This is a genomic window from Krasilnikovia sp. MM14-A1259, assembly GCF_047159535.1.
GTDB lineage: Bacteria > Actinomycetota > Actinomycetes > Mycobacteriales > Micromonosporaceae > Actinoplanes.
Window position 1 is genome coordinate 6,044,442 of sequence record NZ_BAAGAJ010000002.1, and the last position, 16,796, is coordinate 6,061,237.

A 16,796-nucleotide genomic window follows, 5' to 3' on the forward strand; every position below is an offset into this window, starting at 1 on the left:
GCCCGGGCGTCCGGCCGTTCCGGCCGGATCAGGCCGACATCGGTACGGCGGGGCGGACCTGCGCGGCGGGCGCGTCGTCCGCGGCGGCCCGCGGCCGGGACACCCGCGCTCCCCGGCCCGGCTCGGCGGACCGCGCGGCCAGCCGCTGCGGGGTGCCCGCCGGGGCGGCCTTGGTGACGAACGCGCGGCGGGCCGCGGCGAAACCGGACCGGTCGGCGAACATGTCCAGGCTCATCTCGGCCAGTTCCTGCGCCTCGTACGCGTCCAGCGGCACCGCCTCGCCGGCCAGCGCCCGCGCCTTGGCGGTACGCCGGGCCCGCGCCGCCCGCGGATCGGCCAGCCGCGCTGCCAGCTCGGTCAGCCACTGCGTGTAGTCCTGCGGGTGGCGCGGCCCGACCTCGTCGACCAGGCCCAGTCCGACGGCCTGTTCCGCGCTGACCGGCAGCCGCTCGTCCAGCAGCCGCCGGGCCGTCTCGGCGCCGACCCGCCTCGGCAGCGTGTAGGTGTGCAGTTCGGAGCCGTACAGCCCGATGTCGTAGTACGGGTTGAGCACGATCCCGGCCCGGGCGGCGAGCACGTCCGCGCCGAGACCGAGCATGGCGCCGCCCGCTCCCGCACTGCCCGCGTACGCGGCGACCACGGTCTGCCAGGTGCACGCGATGATCTCCCGGCACACCTCGTTGATGGCCTTGATGTTGGCCCAGGCGGTCCCGGCCGGGTCGGCCGCGGCCTCGGTGAGGTTCAGATGGATGCCGTTGCTGAACGTGTCCGTGCCGCCGCGCAGCACCAGCACCCGGGTGTCCTGGGTGGCCGCGTGCTGCAGCGCGGCGCGCAGCCGCCGGCACTGCCCGGTGGACATCGCGCCGTTGTAGAAGTCGAACATCAGCCAGCCGACCGCGCCGGTGCGCCGGTACCGGATCTGCCGGTACGACGGGTGCTCCGCGTCGCCCCCGGGGCCCACCGGGGCGTGCGGCACCCCGCGCAGCCGCTGCCCGAGCAGCGTCGTGGCGGGCAGCTTGAACCGCGGCCCCGAAGCAGGGTCGGCTGCGCGCAGATGCCCCAGCCACACCGCGCCGTCGCCGGTGCCCACCAGCACCGCCCCCTGGCGGCGGGCGAGCACGGCGCCGGGCCGGACCCCGAGGGCCAGCCCGGGGTGCGCGTCGTACGCGAACACGGCCAGCCCGGCCACCTCGGTCCGTACCCCCGGGAAGCCGTCGGCGGCGCGGATGCGCCGCACGATGTGTTCCGTGGGTGCGGTCCAGTCGAACGCCCGGTCGGCCTGGGTCATCAGGGGCCGCGCCCGGGCCGGCTCGATCTCGTCCGCGGGCGTGGGGGTGAAGTCCGGGTCGGCGGCCTTGGCCAGCACCTCGGTGATGCACTCCAGCGCCGCGTCCGCGACCGGCCCCTGGTAGAGCGCGGACTTGCGCGGCGCCGCCGCGGGCATCGGGAACGTGCGGTGCGCCCAGACCGGGCCCGCATCCATCTCCTCGACCGCCTGCAGCGCGGTGACCCCCCACGTGGTCGCGCCCTCGGTGATCGCCCAGTCCAGCGACGACGGGCCGCGGTCGCCGACCGGGCCGGGGTGGATGATCACGGTGCGCCACTGCTGCCACACCTGCGCGGGCACGCGGTGCTTCAGGTACGGGCAGACGATCAGCTCGGGCTGCGCCGCCCGGACCCCGTCGACGATCTCCTCGGGCCCGGTCGCGAGCAGCACCCCCACGTCGTGGCCCGCCTCGGTGAGCGCGCACCACGCGCGCTGACTCAGCCCGTTGAACGCCGACACCAGCAGCAGAACCCGCACATCGCCTCCCCAGACGTGGTCCCAAGACCGGTTCGCGAGTCTTGGGCGTGTCAGAAGGCTTATGTCGGACGGGGTGTGCGACACGGTCGGGCCCCGGCCGTGTCGGTGGCCCGGACTATCCTGAGGGTCGCGAACCCCCGTCCTACCGGACGACCGGGGCTTTCCGGCGTGCCTTCCGCCCGGATAACGCAGCGGACCCAAGGAGCGTTCATGCAACTCGCCGGCCTGATTCCGGCCGCCCTGCGCGACCGTGGCCTCGCCCGTGCCCGTGACCTGGCCCGCAAGGGTGGCGTGGACGCGGACGCCCTCGACCTGACCGCCCCGGCAGCGCTGCGCCCGTTCGTCGTGGCGGCCGTGGCGGCACCCGCCGACGCCGGGGGCGCCGATCGTCCCGTCCTGGCCGTCACCGCCACCAGCCGCGAGGCGGACGATCTCGCCGACGCGCTGCGTGGCCTGCTGGACCCTGACCGGGTCGCGGTGTTCCCGTCCTGGGAGACGCTGCCGCACGAGCGGCTGTCCCCGCGTTCCGACACGGTCGGGCGCCGCCTCGCGGTGCTGCGCCGCCTCGCCCACCCCGAGGCCGGCGCGCTGTCGGTGGTCGTGGCGCCGGTGCGCAGCCTGCTGCAGCCGCAGCTCAAGGGCCTGGGCGACCTGAGCCCGGTGGAGCTGGCCACCGGCGGTGAGGCCGAGTTGGAGGACGTCGCCCGCCGGCTGTCCGACATGGCGTACGCCCGGGTCGACCTCGTCACCAAGCGCGGCGAGTTCGCGGTGCGCGGCGGCATCCTCGACGTCTTCCCACCCACCGACGAGCACCCGTCGCGGGTCGAGTTCTGGGGCGACGAGGTCGAGGAGATCCGTACGTTCGCGGTGGCCGACCAGCGCACCATCGACCCGGTCGAGACGCTGTTCGCCCCGCCGTGCCGGGAGCTGCTGCTCACCCCGCAGGTGCGCGAGCGCGCCGCCGCGCTGGGTGCCCAGCACCCGGAGCTGGCGGAGATCCTCGACAAGCTCGCCGAGGGCATCCCGGTCGAGGGCATGGAGTCGCTGGCCCCCGCGCTGCTGTCCGGCACGGACAGCATGGAGCTGCTGATCGACTGCATGCCCGCGGGCACCCAGGTGCTGCTGTGCGACCCGGAGCGGATCCGCACCCGCGCGCACGACCTGGTGCGTACGTCCGCGGAGTTCCTGGAGGCGAGCTGGGCCGCCGCCGCGGTCGGCGGCCAGGCCCCGATCGACGTCGGCGCGGTCGCGTTCCGCACCCTGGCCGACGTGCGCGCGCACGCCGCCACGCTGCGCCAGCCGTGGTGGACGGTCTCCCCGTTCGGCCTGGCCGAGGCCGAGGAGGAGGCCGGGTCGGACACGCCGTGGCTGGAGTCCGCCCCGGTCGAAGTGAGCCCCGACGCCGGGGACGCGATCAGCCTGGCCGCCCAGCCCGTCCCGCTGTATCACGGCGACACCGCGCGGCTCGCCGCCGACCTGGGTCAATGGATCGGGCAGGGGTGGGCGGTCGCGCTGGTCTTCGAGGGTCACGGCACCGCGCAGCGGGCCACCGAGCTGCTGCGCGACGCGGGGCTCGGGGTCACCCCGGTCGACGCGATAACCGCCGCAGCCCAGCCGGGTCAGCTCCTGGTCACGTGTGGCCCGCTCAACCACGGCTTCGTCGACGCGGGCTCGCAGCTCGCGGTCATCACGGGCAACGACATCACCGGTGGCCGCGGTGCGTCCACCAAGGACATGCGCAAGATGCCCAGCCGCCGCCGCAACACCATCGACCCGCTCGAACTCAAGATGGGCGACCATGTCGTGCACGAGCAGCACGGCATCGGCCGCTACATCGAGCTGGTGCAGCGTACGGTCAACGGCGCCGACCGGGAGTACCTGGTGATCGAGTACGCGCCGAGCAAGCGCGGCCAGCCCGGCGACCGGCTGTTCGTCCCCACCGACCAGCTCGACCAGCTGTCCCGCTACGTCGGCGGTGAGTCGCCCACCCTGCACAAGATGGGCGGCTCGGACTGGCAGAAGGCCAAGGCCCGCGCCCGCAAGGCGGTCCGCGAGATCGCCGCCCAGCTCATCCAGCTGTACGCGGCCCGGCAGGCGTCCAAGGGGCACGCGTTCGCGCCGGACTCGCCGTGGCAGCGCGAGCTGGAGGACGCGTTTCCGTACACGGAGACCCCGGACCAGCTGGCCGCGATCCACGAGGTCAAGCACGACATGGAGCAGGCCGTCCCGATGGACAGGCTGATCTGCGGCGACGTGGGGTACGGCAAGACCGAGATCGCGGTGCGGGCCGCGTTCAAGGCGGTGCAGGACGGCAAGCAGGTCGCGGTGCTGGTGCCCACGACGCTGCTGGCCCAGCAGCACTACAACACGTTCTCCGAGCGGATGAGCCAGTTCCCGGTGAGTGTCCGGCAGTTGTCGCGGTTCCAGACGCCGACCGAGGCGAAGCAGACCCTGGAGCATGCCGCGGACGGCACCGCGGACATCGTCATCGGCACCCACCGGCTGCTGCAGAACGCGACCCGGTTCAAGAACCTCGGCATGGTGATCGTCGACGAGGAGCAGCGCTTCGGCGTCGAGCACAAGGAGCACCTGAAGACGCTGCGTGCCTCGGTGGACGTGCTCACCATGTCCGCCACCCCGATCCCGCGGACGCTGGAGATGGCGATCACCGGTATCCGGGAGATGTCCACGATCGCCACCCCGCCGGAGGAGCGGCACCCGGTGCTCACGTTCGTCGGGGCGTACGACGACAAGCAGGTCGCCGCGGCCATCCACCGCGAGCTGCTCCGCGACGGCCAGGTGTTCTACCTGCACAACCGCGTCGAGTCGATCGAGAAGGCCGCCCGCCGGCTGCGGGAGCTGGTGCCCGAGGCCCGGGTCGCGGTGGCGCACGGGCAGTTGGGCGAGGACGCGCTGGAGAAGGTGATGGTCGGCTTCTGGGAGAAGGAGTTCGACGTCCTGGTCTGTACGACCATCGTGGAGTCCGGCATCGACATCCCGAACGCCAACACCCTCATCGTGGAACGTGCCGACCTGCTCGGCCTGGCCCAGTTGCACCAGATCCGGGGCCGGGTCGGCCGGGGCCGGGAGCGGGCGTACGCGTACTTCCTGTACCCGCGGGAGAAGCCGCTCACCGAGCAGGCCCACGAGCGGCTGGCCACCATCGCCCAGCACACCGAGCTGGGTGCGGGCATGTATGTCGCCATGAAGGACCTGGAGATCCGCGGCGCGGGCAACCTGCTCGGCGGGGAGCAGTCCGGCCACATCGAGGGCGTCGGCTTCGACCTGTACGTGCGGATGGTCGGCGAGGCGGTCAGCGCGTTCAAGGGGGAGCGGCCCGAGGAGGAGCCGGAAGTCAAGATCGACCTGCCGGTCGACGCGCACCTGCCCACGGAGTACATCGCGGTGGAACGGCTGCGCCTGGAGATGTACCGCAAGCTCGCCGAGGCCCGCGACGGCGCCCGCCTCGACGAGGTCGTCGCCGAGATGACCGACCGGTACGGCGAACCCCCCGCCCAGGTCGCCAACCTCATCGCGGTGGCCCGCTTCCGGCTGCTGGCCCGCGCGTACGGTCTGACCGATGTCTCCGTGCAGGGCAAGCACGTGCGGTTCTCGCCGCTGTCACTGCCGGATTCCAAGCAGCTGCGGCTCAAGCGCTACCACCCGGATTCGGTCTACAAGCTCGCCACCGACCAGGTCAGCGTGCCCCGGCCGAGCACCCGGCGGGTGGGTGGGGAGCCGTTGCGCGACCAGGCGCTGTTGCAGTGGTGCGCGCAGCTGCTTTCCGACGTGCTGGGCGAGGTGCCCGCGCCGGTGCCGGCATGACCGACTGCACCGCGGCGGAGCAAGGGCCGGGAGGGCATGCCTTGACCAGCTCTGCCGGGTGACCTGATTCGCGGGGGTCGCCAGCGCTTTGCGACCTCCGCATGAGAGAGTTCTCACCATGCCACGTGCTCGCCGACTCGTCGCCCTCGTCGCCGTCGCCGTCCTTGCCGTGAGCGGCATGGCCGCCTGCCAGTCGGCGCCGGATGCGGTGGCGTATTTCGGCAAGGTCAAGGCGGTCACCGAGGCCGACGTGCAGCAGGTGTGGGACGACACCGAGGCGCACCTGCAGCCGGATCCGCGGACGGGTCAGAAGACGATGCCGTTCGAGCGCAAGGACATCACGAACCTGCTGGTCCGCCTCGACGCGCTGCGCGCGGTGGGCCGGGACCAGGGCCTGACCGTGACGGCGCAGTCCGCCGCGGAGATCGCCCAGTCGTTCAACCTCTCCCCGGATGCGGAGCTGGTGGGCCTGGTGGCGGAGTCCCAGGCGTGGCTGGACCTGCTGAAGGAGAAGGCCACGCCCGCGCCGCTGACCGACGCGGACATGCACGACATCTTCAAGCGGCTGACCGCCACCGGCCCGCTGCCGGGCAACCCGACGTTCGAGCAGTTCTCCGCCAGCATCACCGAGCAGATCAAGTCGGCGCTCGCGCCCGCGGTCGGGATGCGCAACGCGTTGCAGCCGCGGATCGACGCCCTGCACATCAAGGTGAACCCGCGCTACCCGGTCCCGACGCTGCCGCTGTACACCATCCAGGGCGGCAAGGGCGAGGCGCTCCCGCTCATCGACGTGATCTTCGGTACGTCCGGCGGGGCCGCCGTACCGGTCACCAACGCGGCGTGACGGCGGACGCCGCCGAACCCACGGGCGCGGTGACCGCCCGCATCGTCCTGCTGGTGACCTCGCCACGGCTGCCCGCCGGGCTGCTCAGCGCCGCCGCGTGGGATCTGGTCCGGGCCCATCCGGTGTTCACCGCCGCCGACAGTGAGCAGGTGGACGCGCTGCGGGCCGCCGGTGTCGGGGTCACGGTGCTCGCGCCGGATCCGGAGGCGCTGCTCGCGGCTCTGAGCGGCCCGGTCGACGGCCCGTCCGGCCGCGACGCCGTCGTGGTCTGGCTCTCCGGGCCGGGCGGCGACCAGGACTTCGCCCGTCAGCTCGGTTTGCGGCTGGCCCGCGAGCCCGCCCTGGCGGAGCTGGAGCTCTGCTACGGCTCCTGGGATCCGCCCGGGGCGCGGCTGCTCGACGCGGTGGCGGTGATGGACCGGCTCGTCTCGCCCGGCGGCGACCCCTGGAAACGGCAGCAGACCCATGCCAGCCTGGCGCCGTACCTGCTGGAGGAGGCGTACGAGGCGTACGACGCGATCGTGGACGGTGACCTGGACGCGTTGCGTGAGGAGCTTGGCGACGTCCTGCTGCAGGTCGTGTTGCACGCCCGGCTCGCCGAGGACCGTACCGAGGGCGAGCGGTGGAGTGTCGATGACGTGGCGGGCGGTCTGGTCGACAAGATGGTCCGGCGCAACCCGCACGTGTTCGCGGGCGAGGAGGTTGCCGGCGTCGAGGAGATCATCGCGAACTGGGAACGGATCAAGGCCGCGGAGAAGGCCCGCGGTTCCGTTCTGGACGGTGTGGCCCGCAGCCAGCCCGCACTCGCGCTCGCGGCCGAGGTGCTGCAACGCGTCGGCCGCGCGGGCCTGACCGTGCCGCTGCCGGGGGAGCCGGGCGCCGCCGCGCCGCGATCGGAGTCGGAGCTGGGTGCCGCGCTGCCTGGGACGGCGCCGGGTGCCGCGCCGCGATCGGAGTCGGAGCTGGGTGCCGCGCTGCCTGGGACGGCGCCGGGTGCCGCGCCGCGATCGGAGTCGGAGCTGGGTGCCGCTTTGCTGCGCGTCGTCGCGGACTCCTGCGCCGCGGGCCTGGACGCGGAGGCGGCGCTGCGCCACGCCACGCTCGCGTACGCCGACGCGGTGCGGGCGGCGGAAACCGGAAACGTCGCACCACCCGAGTAGGTTTCTCGCATGCCGGATTTCGTGCCACTCGCCGACCGCATCGTCGACGCCCTGCTCGACGCTGACCCGGCGACGGCGGCCCGGGCGGGCGATCATCGCGCCGACGACCGGCTGCCGGATCTGTCGCTCGCGGCGGTCGCCGAGCAGGTGGCCATGCTGCGCGACGCCGCCGACGCGCTGTCCGGTGTCGACCCGGAGGAGTCCGGTCCACAGGAGCAGGTCGACCACGCGATCCTCACGGCGAGGGTGGAGCGGGCGATGTTCGAGCTGTCCGACCTGCGCGAGCACGAGTGGAATCCGTTGCGGCACAATCCCGGCCCGTTGCTCGACGGTTTGATCAGCCGCCCGTTCGCGCCGGTGGCGGAGCGGCTCGCCAGCCTGGGGGCCAGGCTGGCCGCGATTCCGGACGCACTGGCGACCGCGCGGGCGGTGCTGCGCGACGTGCCCCGGATCCACGCCGAGACCGCGGTCGGCCAGTTCGCCGGGACGGCTGCGCTGATCCGCGACCAGATCCCCGCGCTGCTCGCCCAGGAGCCGGGTCTGCGTCCGGTGGTCGAGCCCGCCGCCGAGGGCGCCCTGGCCGCTCTGGCCGAGTTCGGTGCCTGGCTGCAGGACCGGCTGGACCGCGGCGAGCCCGGGCGCGACCCGCGGCTGGGTCGCCCGCTGTGGGAGGCCCGGCTGTGGCATGCGCTCGACACGGAGCTGCCCGCGGCGGAGGTCCTGGCCCGCGCCCAGCGCAATCTCGACGAGGTCACCGGCGAGCTGCGCGCGGTGGCGGCGGAGCTCACGGGCGGCCCGGCCACCGACGACTCGGTGCGGCGTGCGCTGGATTTGCTGGCCGCCGATCACCCCGACGCCACGACGATCGTCGGCCTGGCACGGTCGACCATGACCGAGGCCACCGACTTCGTTCGCGCGCAGGACCTGCTGACGATCTTCGACGACCCGTGTGTGATCGAGGAGATGCCGGAGTTCGCCCGCGGTGTCGCGGTGGCGTATTGCGACCCGCCCGGCCCGCTGGAGACGGCCGAGGTGCCGACGTTCTACTGCATCGCCCCGGCCCCGTCCGACTGGCCCGCGTCGCGCGTCGAGTCGTTCTACCGGGAGTACAACAACCACATGTTGCGCAACCTGACCGTGCACGAGGCGATGCCCGGCCATTTCCTGCAGCTCGCCCATTCCCGCCGGTTCCGGGCGGACACGCGGGTGCGCGCGCTCGGTGAGTCCGACCCGTTCGCCGAGGGCTGGGCGGTGTATGCGGAGGAGCTGATGGCCGGGCTGGGGTTCGGGGGCCTCCCGGTGCGCATGCAACAGCTCAAGATGCAGTTGCGGATGAGCCTCAACGCGATCCTCGACCAGCTCGTGCACTGCGAGGGCCTGGCCGAGGGCGACGCCATGGCGCTGCTGACCGGGCGCGGCTTCCAGGAGGAGGGTGAGGCGGCCGGCAAGTGGCGCCGCTCACTGCTCACGTCCACGCAGCTCTCGACGTATTTCGTCGGCTACACCGAGGTGAGCGCGATCGCGGCGGCACGTCCGTTCGGCGCCACGCCGAAGGCCTGGCATGACGCGATGCTGGCGCACGGCTCACCGCCGCCCCGCCACCTGCGCACCCTGCTCGGCGTCTGACGCACGACGACGTCAGGCGTGCATGCGGTTGAGCAGTTGCTGGCGCATGACGTAGCGGCGGATGAGCCGGGCCTGCGGTTCGTCCGTGGAGAACACGGCGACCACCTCGACCGACATCGGCCCCGGTGGCACCCGCTGCCGCAGGCTGGCCGCCTTCACCGCGGTGGCCCGTACCTCGATGATCTCGCCGTCGAGGTCGATCAGCAGGCTGATCTCGTCGCCGCGGTGCAGTTCCACCCCGGAGAAGTGGGCCCGCACGCTGTGCTCGCTGATGTCGCGGATCCAGCCGAGCGTGTCCATCTCGCCGGGGCGGCGCAGCAGCACCTGCTCGCCGCCGCCACCGCGGACGTAACGGCGCAGCTGCTCGATCGTCGGATCGCCGGCGGGCTGCAGCTCGATCTTGTTCTCGTCCCCGCCGACCACCACGGCGGGCAGCACGAATCGCCCGCGGGCGCCGGCGGGCCAGCGCACCGTGACGAAGGCGCCCGGGCGGGGGGCGAGGCTGTGCGGCAGCGCCAGGGTGAGTACGGAGCCCTCGCTCTCGAGGACCCGTACGCAGCCCAGCGGGTCGGCCGCCGCGGAGGCGCTGATCTCGACGCGGGTGCCGGTTTCGGGAAGCACGGTGGTGGTCATGGTGAAGCCTTGATCGGCAGGCGCGGGCCGCTCCTGAGACATCCGCGGGGCGAAGTTCCCCGGCCCCCGGTACGGCGGACACCCCGGCTCGATACGCTCAGGGCCGTGGTCGGCCGCAGGGTCGCGGTCTGGAATCTCATCCGTACGAGCGCAAGGAGCGACACGACACATGGCCACCATCGAAGCGATCGTCGCCAGAGAGATCCTCGACTCGCGGGGCAACCCGACCGTGGAGGTCGAGGTCGGTCTCGACGACGGCACCATCGGCCGCGCTGCGGTCCCGTCCGGCGCCTCCACGGGGGCGTTCGAGGCCATCGAGCTGCGTGACGGAGACAAGGGCCGTTACCTGGGCAAGGGCGTCGAGAAGGCGGTCAGCAACGTCGAGGACAAGATCGCCGACGAGCTGATCGGGTACGAGGCGAGTGAGCAGCGCCTCATCGACGAGAAGATGCTCGACATCGACGGCACCCCGAGCAAGTCGGAGCTGGGCGCGAACGCGATCCTCGGCGTCTCGCTGGCGGTGGCGAAGGCCGCCGCGCTCTCCGCGGAGCTGCCGCTGTTCCGCTACGTGGGCGGCCCGAACGCCCACGTGCTGCCGGTGCCGATGATGAACATCCTCAACGGCGGGGCGCACGCCGACTCGAACGTCGACGTGCAGGAGTTCATGATCGCCCCGATCGGCGCGCCGTCGTTCCGTGAGGCGCTGCGTGCCGGCGCCGAGGTGTATCACGCGCTGAAGTCCGTACTGAAGAAGAAGGGTCTGTCGACCGGCCTGGGCGACGAGGGTGGCTTCGCGCCGAACCTGCCGACCAACGCGGCGGCGCTGGACCTGATCGCCGAGGCGGTGCAGGCTGCGGGCTTCACGCTGGGCTCGGACATCGTGCTGGCGATGGACGTGGCGGCCACCGAGTTCCACAAGGACGGGGCGTACGTCTTCGAGGGCTCGCCGAAGTCCACCGACGAGATGATCAACTACTACGCCAAGCTGGCCGAGACGTACCCGATCGTCTCCATCGAGGACCCGCTGTCCGAGGAGGACTGGGCGGGGTGGACCGCGATGACCACCCAGCTCGGCGACAAGATCCAGATCGTCGGCGACGACCTGTTCGTCACGAACCCGACCCGGATCGGCCGCGGCATCGCCGAGGGTGCCGCCAACTCCGTGCTGGTCAAGGTGAACCAGATCGGTTCGCTCACCGAGACGCTGGACGCGGTGGACAAGGCGCACCGGGCCGGCTTCACGACGATGATGAGCCACCGTTCCGGCGAGACCGAGGACGTCACGATCGCCGACCTGGCGGTCGCGGTCGGCAGCGGCCAGATCAAGACCGGCGCCCCGGCCCGCTCGGACCGGGTGGCGAAGTACAACCAGCTCCTGCGCATCGAGGAGGAGCTGGGCGACGCCGCGCGTTACGCGGGTGCCGGCGCGTTCCCGCGCTACCGCTCGGCGTAACGGGAGACGGAGTTGTGGCACCGGCTGCGCCCGGCATAGGTTTCGGCGGGAGCCGGTGCCGCGACTCCACAGCACGAGAGGTACGGCGAGCGGCACGGCGAGCGTTCTCGGGGGAGGGGCACGGATGACGCAGCGCCGCACGCCCAGCGGGCAGGGTCCGTCCCGCCGCCCCGGGCAGGCGGGCCGCCCGGGCGGGCGCGCCACCGCCCGGCCCACCCGTTCCACCACCCGCGACACCGGAGCCACCCGGATCGAGCCGCGTGCGAGCGCAGCCACCCGGATCCCCGCCGCCCGCGCCGGGCGCGGCGTCGACCGCGCGGGTAGCCGCCCGGCGGCCGCCCGGCGCACCGCCACGACGGGCGCCACGAAACGTACGGTGGCCCCCCGCCCGCGGGCCTTCACCGGCCGGGCCACGGTGCTGGTCGCGGTGCTGGTCATCCTGGCGCTGGCATACACGTACCCGGTGCGGGTCTACCTGGCCCAGGAGTCGCAGATCGCCCGGATGGAGGCGGCGCAGGCCGCCCAGCAGGCGAAGATCCAGGGCCTCACCGAGGAGGTCGAGAAGTGGCAGGACCCGGAGTACGTCCGGATCCAGGCCCGCGACCGCCTGTTCTACGTCCGCCCGGGTGAGGTGCCGCTGCTGGTGCTCAACGACCCGGCCGGTGCCGCTCGCGACGCGGGAAAGCCGGCTACGGCGCCCGCCCCCGACCGCTGGTACGACACGTTGTGGTCGAGCGTCGCCGCCGCCGACACCCCGCCGAAGAAATGACGGAGATGGATTCACCCACCGAGGCCGACCTGGACGCGGTCGAAGCCCAGCTCGGGCGCCGCCCGCGCGGCACCCGGGCGGTCGCGCACCGCTGCCCCTGCGGCAACCCGGACGTGGTGGAGACCACGCCGCGGCTGGACGACGGCACCCCGTTCCCCACGATGTTCTACCTGACCTGCCCGAACGCGACCGCCGCGTGCAGCCGCCTGGAGTCGGGCGGCGTGATGCGCGAGATGCAGGACCGGCTCGCCGCCGACCCGGAGCTCGCCGACCGGTACGCCCGCGCGCACGAGGACTACCTGACCCGGCGCGAGTCCGTGATGCACGTGCCGGAGATCGCGTACGTGTCCGCGGGCGGCATGCCGGAGCGGGTCAAATGCCTGCACGTGCACCTCGCGCACGCGCTGGCCGCCGGGCCGGGAGTGAACCCGTTCGGCGACGAGGTGCGCGAGACCGTGGGCCCGTGGTGGGCGGGCGGTCCGTGCGTGGCGCCGGACCCTTCCTAGACTCGACGGATGCAGGTGGAGATTCGCCGGGCGCGGACGTCCGACGTCAGGACCATCCGGCAGCTGGTGGACACGTACACCACCGACCGCCGGCTGCTCAGCAAGGCCACGGTCACGCTGTACGAGAGCGTCCAGGAGTTCTGGGTCGCGGTGCGGGCGTCGGACCAGCAGGTGGTGGGTTGCGGTGCGCTGCACGTGATGTGGGAGGACCTGGCCGAGATCCGTACGGTCGCGGTCGACCCGTCCTGCCGCGGCCAGAAGATCGGCCACCGGATCGTGACCGAGTTGCTGGCCATGGCGCGGGAGCTGGGCGTGGCCCGGGTCTTCTGCCTGACGTTCGAGACCGCCTTCTTCGGCTCGTTCGGGTTCGCCGAGATCGACGGTGCCCCGGTCCCGCACGCGGTGTACGAGCAGTTGCTGCGCTCGTACGACGAGGGTGTCGCCGAGTTCCTGGACCTGGAGCGGGTCAAACCGAACACGTTGGGGAACACGAGAATGCTGCTGCACCTATGAGGGTCGCGGCGATCGACTGCGGCACGAACGCGATCCGCCTGCTCATCGCGGACGTCGTGGGTGACTCGCTGACCGATGTGGCCCGCCGGATGGAGATCGTCCGGCTCGGCGAGGGGGTGGACCGGACCGGCCGCCTCGCACCCGAGGCGATCGCCCGTACCCGTACGGCGTTGCTCGGGTACGCGGCCGAGATCGCCGGGCTGGGCGTCGGGCGGGTGCGCATGTGCGCGACGTCCGCCTCGCGCGACGCCTCCAACGCCGAGGAGTTCCGGGCGATGGTGCGTGCCGTGCTGGGCGTCGACCCGGAGGTGATCACGGGCGAGGAGGAGGCCCGGCTGTCGTTCACGGGCGCGGTGCGTGGCCTCGCCGCCGAGGCGCCGTACCTGGTGGTGGACATCGGTGGCGGGTCGACGGAGTTCGTGACGGGCGACCGTACCGTCGGCGCCGCGATCTCGGTGGACATCGGCTGTGTGCGGATGACCGAGCGGCACCTGCACGCGGATCCGCCGACCGCCGACCAGATCGCGGCCGCCGAGCGCGACGTCGCCGACGCGGTGGACGCCGCCCTGGCGGCCGTGCCCGGCCGTCAGGCGGCCACGCTGGTCGGGCTGGCCGGTTCGGTCACGACCGTGACCGCGCTGGCGTTGGGGTTGCCCGAGTACGACTCCCGGCGCATACACCACGCCCGCGTGTCACAGGAGGCGGTGGCGAAGGTGACCGCGGACCTGCTGGCCGCGACGGTCGCGCAGCGCCGCGCGCTGCCGGTGATGCATCCCGGCCGGGCCGACGTGATCGGCGCGGGGGCGCTGATCCTGCGCACCATCATGGAACGTGCGGGCGCGTCCGCCGTGGTCGCCAGCGAACACGACATCCTCGACGGCATCGCGTTCGGCCTCGCCGGTTAGTGCCGGGGTGGTGGCCCTGTGCGACTCGCCGCGTGCGACTCAGCTTGACGGTATTTCGCACTGCGGACTAGCGTGCATCGCGTGGATACGACCCAGCTCCTCAAGGGGGTCCTGGATCTCGCCGTGCTCGCGGTGCTGTGCGACGAAGACGGCTACGGCTACGACATCCTGCGGCGGCTGCGCGCCGCGGGTCTCACCGACGTCGGCGACGCCTCCGTGTACGGCACGCTGCGGCGCCTGTTCAACGCGGGCTTCCTGACCACGTACGTCGTGCCGAGCGACGAGGGCCCCCACCGCAAGTACTACGCACTGAACCCCGCGGGCCGAGCGGAGTTGCAGCACAGTGGCAAGGTGTGGTACGGGTTCGCATCCACCATGAACGATCTGCTGCGTGACCGGGGGGCGCTGTGAACAGCACGGCACAGGACGAGATCACCGCGTACGTCTTCGCGGTCCGCGCGGCGCTCGGTGACCTTCCGGAGTCCCTGCGCGACGAGCTGTTGGAAGACCTGCCCGAGCACCTGGCCGAGGTGCTGGCCGAGGGCGACGGCACCCTGGTCGACCGGCTCGGGCTGCCCAGCGCGTACGCGGCCGAGCTGCGCTCCAGCGCCGGCTTCGTCGGCGGCTTCCCCGACCCGCCGCCCAGCCCCAACCGCTACGGCGAGCTGCGCCAGGAGGTGCTGCGCGGGCTGCGCGTGGCCGACGAGCGCCTCGGCCCGCTGGTCGGCGCCGCCCGGGCAAGTGAGTTCCTGATGCTGCTGCGCCCGGCGTGGTGGGTGCTGCGCGGATACCTCGTCGCGATGGTGGTGGCCGCGCTCCTGGACGACAGTGGCCAGCCGATCGGCCTGCTGCCCCGCATCGGTGGCAGCGAGGCGGTCGCGCTGGTGCTGCTGGCCGCCGGGATTCTCGGCTCGATCTGGCTGGGCCGCCGCACGGTCCGCCTCGCCCGCTGGCCCCGGTACGCGCTGTACGCCGGGTCCGTCGTGCTGGTGCTGGTGGCGTTCGGCGGATTCATGCTCGCCGACAGCAGCACCCGCGGCTCCGAGTACGCCGACGTCGGCTACAGCGACCCGTACGGAAATGTCCAGGATGTATTCGTGTATGACCAGGAGGGGCGGCTGGTGAAGGGCGCGCGGCTGTTCGACCAGGACGGCACCCCGATCCACCTGGGCAACGCGTGGTGCGCCGACGAGGCGAACGGCGGCGGGACGGACGCGGCGAACGACTCGGTGTATCCGTACTGCCCGCAGAACGCGCCGTTCGTGATGCCCTCGACGGGCTCGTCCGCCCCGGCCGCACCCGCGCCCCGGGCCTCGTCGTCGGCTCCGGTGGCGCAACCCAGCCCTGCCAAGTAGAGGGCTCACGACCAGGAGTCTTGCTGCATATACAAGTTACTTGTATATTCGGCAGCCATGAGATCAAGTTCGCGCGTCACCCTGCGAGAGCCCTCATACTTCGTCCTGGCCGCGCTTCTCGACGGACGGCTTCACGGGTACGCCGTGGTCAAGCGCGTGGAGGAGCTGTCCGACGGGCGTGTGAAGCTCGCCGCCGGCTCGCTGTACTCGGTGATCGACCGGCTGCTCGGTGAAGGTCTCGTCATCGCCGACGGCGAGGAGATCGTCAACGGCCGAGCCCGGCGCTACTACCGCCTCACCGACGACGGTCAGGCAATGCTCGCCGAAGAGGCGGACCGGCTCGCCACCGCAGCCCGAGTCGTCCACGACCGGCTGCCGACCCCGACTTCCCCCCGGCCGCAAACCGGCCAACGATCCACCTGGAGGACCTTGCCGGCATGAGCAACGACATCCTCGAGCGCCGCTATCGCGCGCTGCTGCGGTCCTACCCGGCCGACTACCGCCACGAACGCAACGACGAACTGCTGGAGATCCTGGTCGGCGACACCCCGCCGACCCGCCGATGGCCGGAATGGCGGCAGGCGATCGCCCTGGTGCGCGGCGGCCTGAAAGTACGCGCGGGCAGCGCAGCCGACCGCCCGACCGCCGTCCTGCTCTGGCAGGGCATGCAACTGGCCGCCATCGCCGTACTCGCCCTCGGCGTCCTGATCGGACTGGACGACCTCATCGAGTCCTTCCAGTTCGGAGGGCTCGACGACCCGCTGCACATGCTCCGGGTCCACGGCCCGAACCTGGTGCTCAGCGCCGCAGCCCTCGTGACCCTGGTCCTCGGCCGGCAGCGACTGGCCGCGGGCCTGGTGGTCGCCGCCATCGTCGTGCAGACCGCCGCCGACCAGGTCATGTTCGCCAACGGCCTGCCGCAGTGGTGGGCGCCCGTCGTGGCGGCACCCCTGGTGATCGCCGGTCTGCGCCGCCCCGCCGACGTCCCGCTGCCCGATCGCGGCAACGCCGTACTGGTCACGCTCGCCGTGCTGGCGCTCCACTTCATGCCGGTCGGCCGGTTGATGCTCGTCAACCCGGTGCAACAGGGGATGGCGGCGCTCGTCGTCGTCGCTGTGCTGGGGGTCTTCCTGTGGGCCGCCTCGGCCGACCAGCGCATGCTGATCGCGGCGGCGCCCACGTTCGCCCTGGACGCACTGCACCAGATCACGGTGGATCCGTCGTCGATGACGTCGTTCTACCCGTCGCTGGCCCTGCCGTCGCTGATCGTCGGCGCCGCGATGATCGCCACCGCGGTGGTGGCGACGCGACGGCGACAGGCCCGCGCCTGACAGTCATCGTTTCACGGCGGCGTCCGGTCCGATCGCTTCGGCCGGACCGGACGCCAGGGACCCCACCAGCCG

At 72.5% G+C, this 16,796-nt stretch carries 15 protein-coding genes; 13 read left to right on the forward strand and 2 right to left on the reverse strand.

Annotated features, from left to right (window positions below; genetic code table 11):
• Positions 1-28: 28 nt before the first annotated feature.
• Positions 29-1,804: a hydrogenase maturation protein gene (locus tag ACMCNK_RS27460; protein WP_412739231.1), complete on the reverse strand. Its 1,776-nt coding sequence runs from the start codon at positions 1,802-1,804 to the stop codon at positions 29-31.
• Positions 1,805-2,014: 210 nt separating this feature from the next.
• Here ACMCNK_RS27460 and mfd point away from each other — a divergent pair, with 210 nt between their 5' ends.
• The 4 genes from mfd to ACMCNK_RS27480 all read left to right on the forward strand — a co-directional run bounded on the left by mfd (position 2,015) and on the right by ACMCNK_RS27480 (position 9,259).
• The gene (mfd, locus tag ACMCNK_RS27465; RefSeq protein ID WP_412739232.1) at positions 2,015-5,629 is read left to right on the forward strand and encodes a transcription-repair coupling factor; all 3,615 of its coding nucleotides are present in this window, start codon (positions 2,015-2,017) and stop codon (positions 5,627-5,629) included.
• A gap of 118 nt (positions 5,630-5,747) precedes the next feature.
• The gene (locus ACMCNK_RS27470; RefSeq protein WP_412739233.1) at positions 5,748-6,473 is read left to right on the forward strand and encodes a hypothetical protein; all 726 of its coding nucleotides are present in this window, start codon (positions 5,748-5,750) and stop codon (positions 6,471-6,473) included.
• Between the two features lie 29 nt (positions 6,474-6,502).
• Positions 6,503-7,633, forward strand: coding sequence for a MazG family protein (locus tag ACMCNK_RS27475; RefSeq protein WP_412741013.1), 1,131 nt, complete (start codon positions 6,503-6,505; stop codon positions 7,631-7,633).
• Positions 7,634-7,642: 9 nt separating this feature from the next.
• Positions 7,643-9,259, forward strand: a complete 1,617-nt coding sequence (locus tag ACMCNK_RS27480) for a DUF885 domain-containing protein (RefSeq protein WP_412739234.1) — start codon at positions 7,643-7,645, stop codon at positions 9,257-9,259.
• A 12-nt stretch (positions 9,260-9,271) separates the two neighbouring features.
• On the opposite strand, the gene ACMCNK_RS27485 is transcribed toward ACMCNK_RS27480, so the two are convergent.
• Positions 9,272-9,892 carry a hypothetical protein gene (locus ACMCNK_RS27485; RefSeq protein WP_412739235.1) on the reverse strand — a complete coding sequence of 207 codons (621 nt, stop codon included), beginning with the start codon at positions 9,890-9,892 and terminating at the stop codon, positions 9,272-9,274.
• 169 nt (positions 9,893-10,061) lie between these two features.
• Here ACMCNK_RS27485 and eno point away from each other — a divergent pair, with 169 nt between their 5' ends.
• The 9 genes from eno to ACMCNK_RS27530 all read left to right on the forward strand — a co-directional run bounded on the left by eno (position 10,062) and on the right by ACMCNK_RS27530 (position 16,724).
• Positions 10,062-11,345 carry a phosphopyruvate hydratase gene (eno, locus tag ACMCNK_RS27490; RefSeq protein ID WP_412739236.1) on the forward strand — a complete coding sequence of 428 codons (1,284 nt, stop codon included), beginning with the start codon at positions 10,062-10,064 and terminating at the stop codon, positions 11,343-11,345.
• A 124-nt stretch (positions 11,346-11,469) separates the two neighbouring features.
• Positions 11,470-12,114 carry an FtsB family cell division protein gene (locus tag ACMCNK_RS27495; RefSeq protein WP_412739237.1) on the forward strand — a complete coding sequence of 215 codons (645 nt, stop codon included), beginning with the start codon at positions 11,470-11,472 and terminating at the stop codon, positions 12,112-12,114.
• Between the two features lie 5 nt (positions 12,115-12,119).
• Positions 12,120-12,620: a DUF501 domain-containing protein gene (locus ACMCNK_RS27500; protein ID WP_412739238.1), complete on the forward strand. Its 501-nt coding sequence runs from the start codon at positions 12,120-12,122 to the stop codon at positions 12,618-12,620.
• A 9-nt stretch (positions 12,621-12,629) separates the two neighbouring features.
• Positions 12,630-13,133 (forward strand): amino-acid N-acetyltransferase, encoded by a 504-nt coding sequence (locus tag ACMCNK_RS27505; RefSeq protein ID WP_412739239.1) that lies wholly within the window; start codon positions 12,630-12,632, stop codon positions 13,131-13,133.
• A complete protein-coding gene (locus tag ACMCNK_RS27510; protein WP_412739240.1) occupies positions 13,130-14,038 on the forward strand; it encodes an exopolyphosphatase in 909 nt (302 codons plus the stop codon). Before ACMCNK_RS27505 ends, ACMCNK_RS27510 begins: the two co-directional genes overlap by 4 nt.
• Positions 14,039-14,119: 81 nt before the next feature.
• On the forward strand, positions 14,120-14,449 hold the full coding sequence (locus tag ACMCNK_RS27515; protein ID WP_412739241.1) for a PadR family transcriptional regulator: 330 nt from the start codon (positions 14,120-14,122) through the stop codon (positions 14,447-14,449).
• The gene (locus tag ACMCNK_RS27520) at positions 14,446-15,393 is read left to right on the forward strand and encodes an HAAS signaling domain-containing protein (protein WP_412739242.1); all 948 of its coding nucleotides are present in this window, start codon (positions 14,446-14,448) and stop codon (positions 15,391-15,393) included. The genes ACMCNK_RS27515 and ACMCNK_RS27520 overlap by 4 nt, the downstream gene beginning before the upstream one ends.
• Positions 15,394-15,450: 57 nt before the next feature.
• Entirely contained in the window at positions 15,451-15,834 is a 384-nt protein-coding gene (locus ACMCNK_RS27525) for a PadR family transcriptional regulator (RefSeq protein ID WP_412739243.1), read from the forward strand.
• A complete protein-coding gene (locus ACMCNK_RS27530) occupies positions 15,831-16,724 on the forward strand; it encodes a hypothetical protein (protein ID WP_412739244.1) in 894 nt (297 codons plus the stop codon). The genes ACMCNK_RS27525 and ACMCNK_RS27530 overlap by 4 nt, the downstream gene beginning before the upstream one ends.
• The last annotated feature ends 72 nt before the right edge of the window (positions 16,725-16,796 follow it).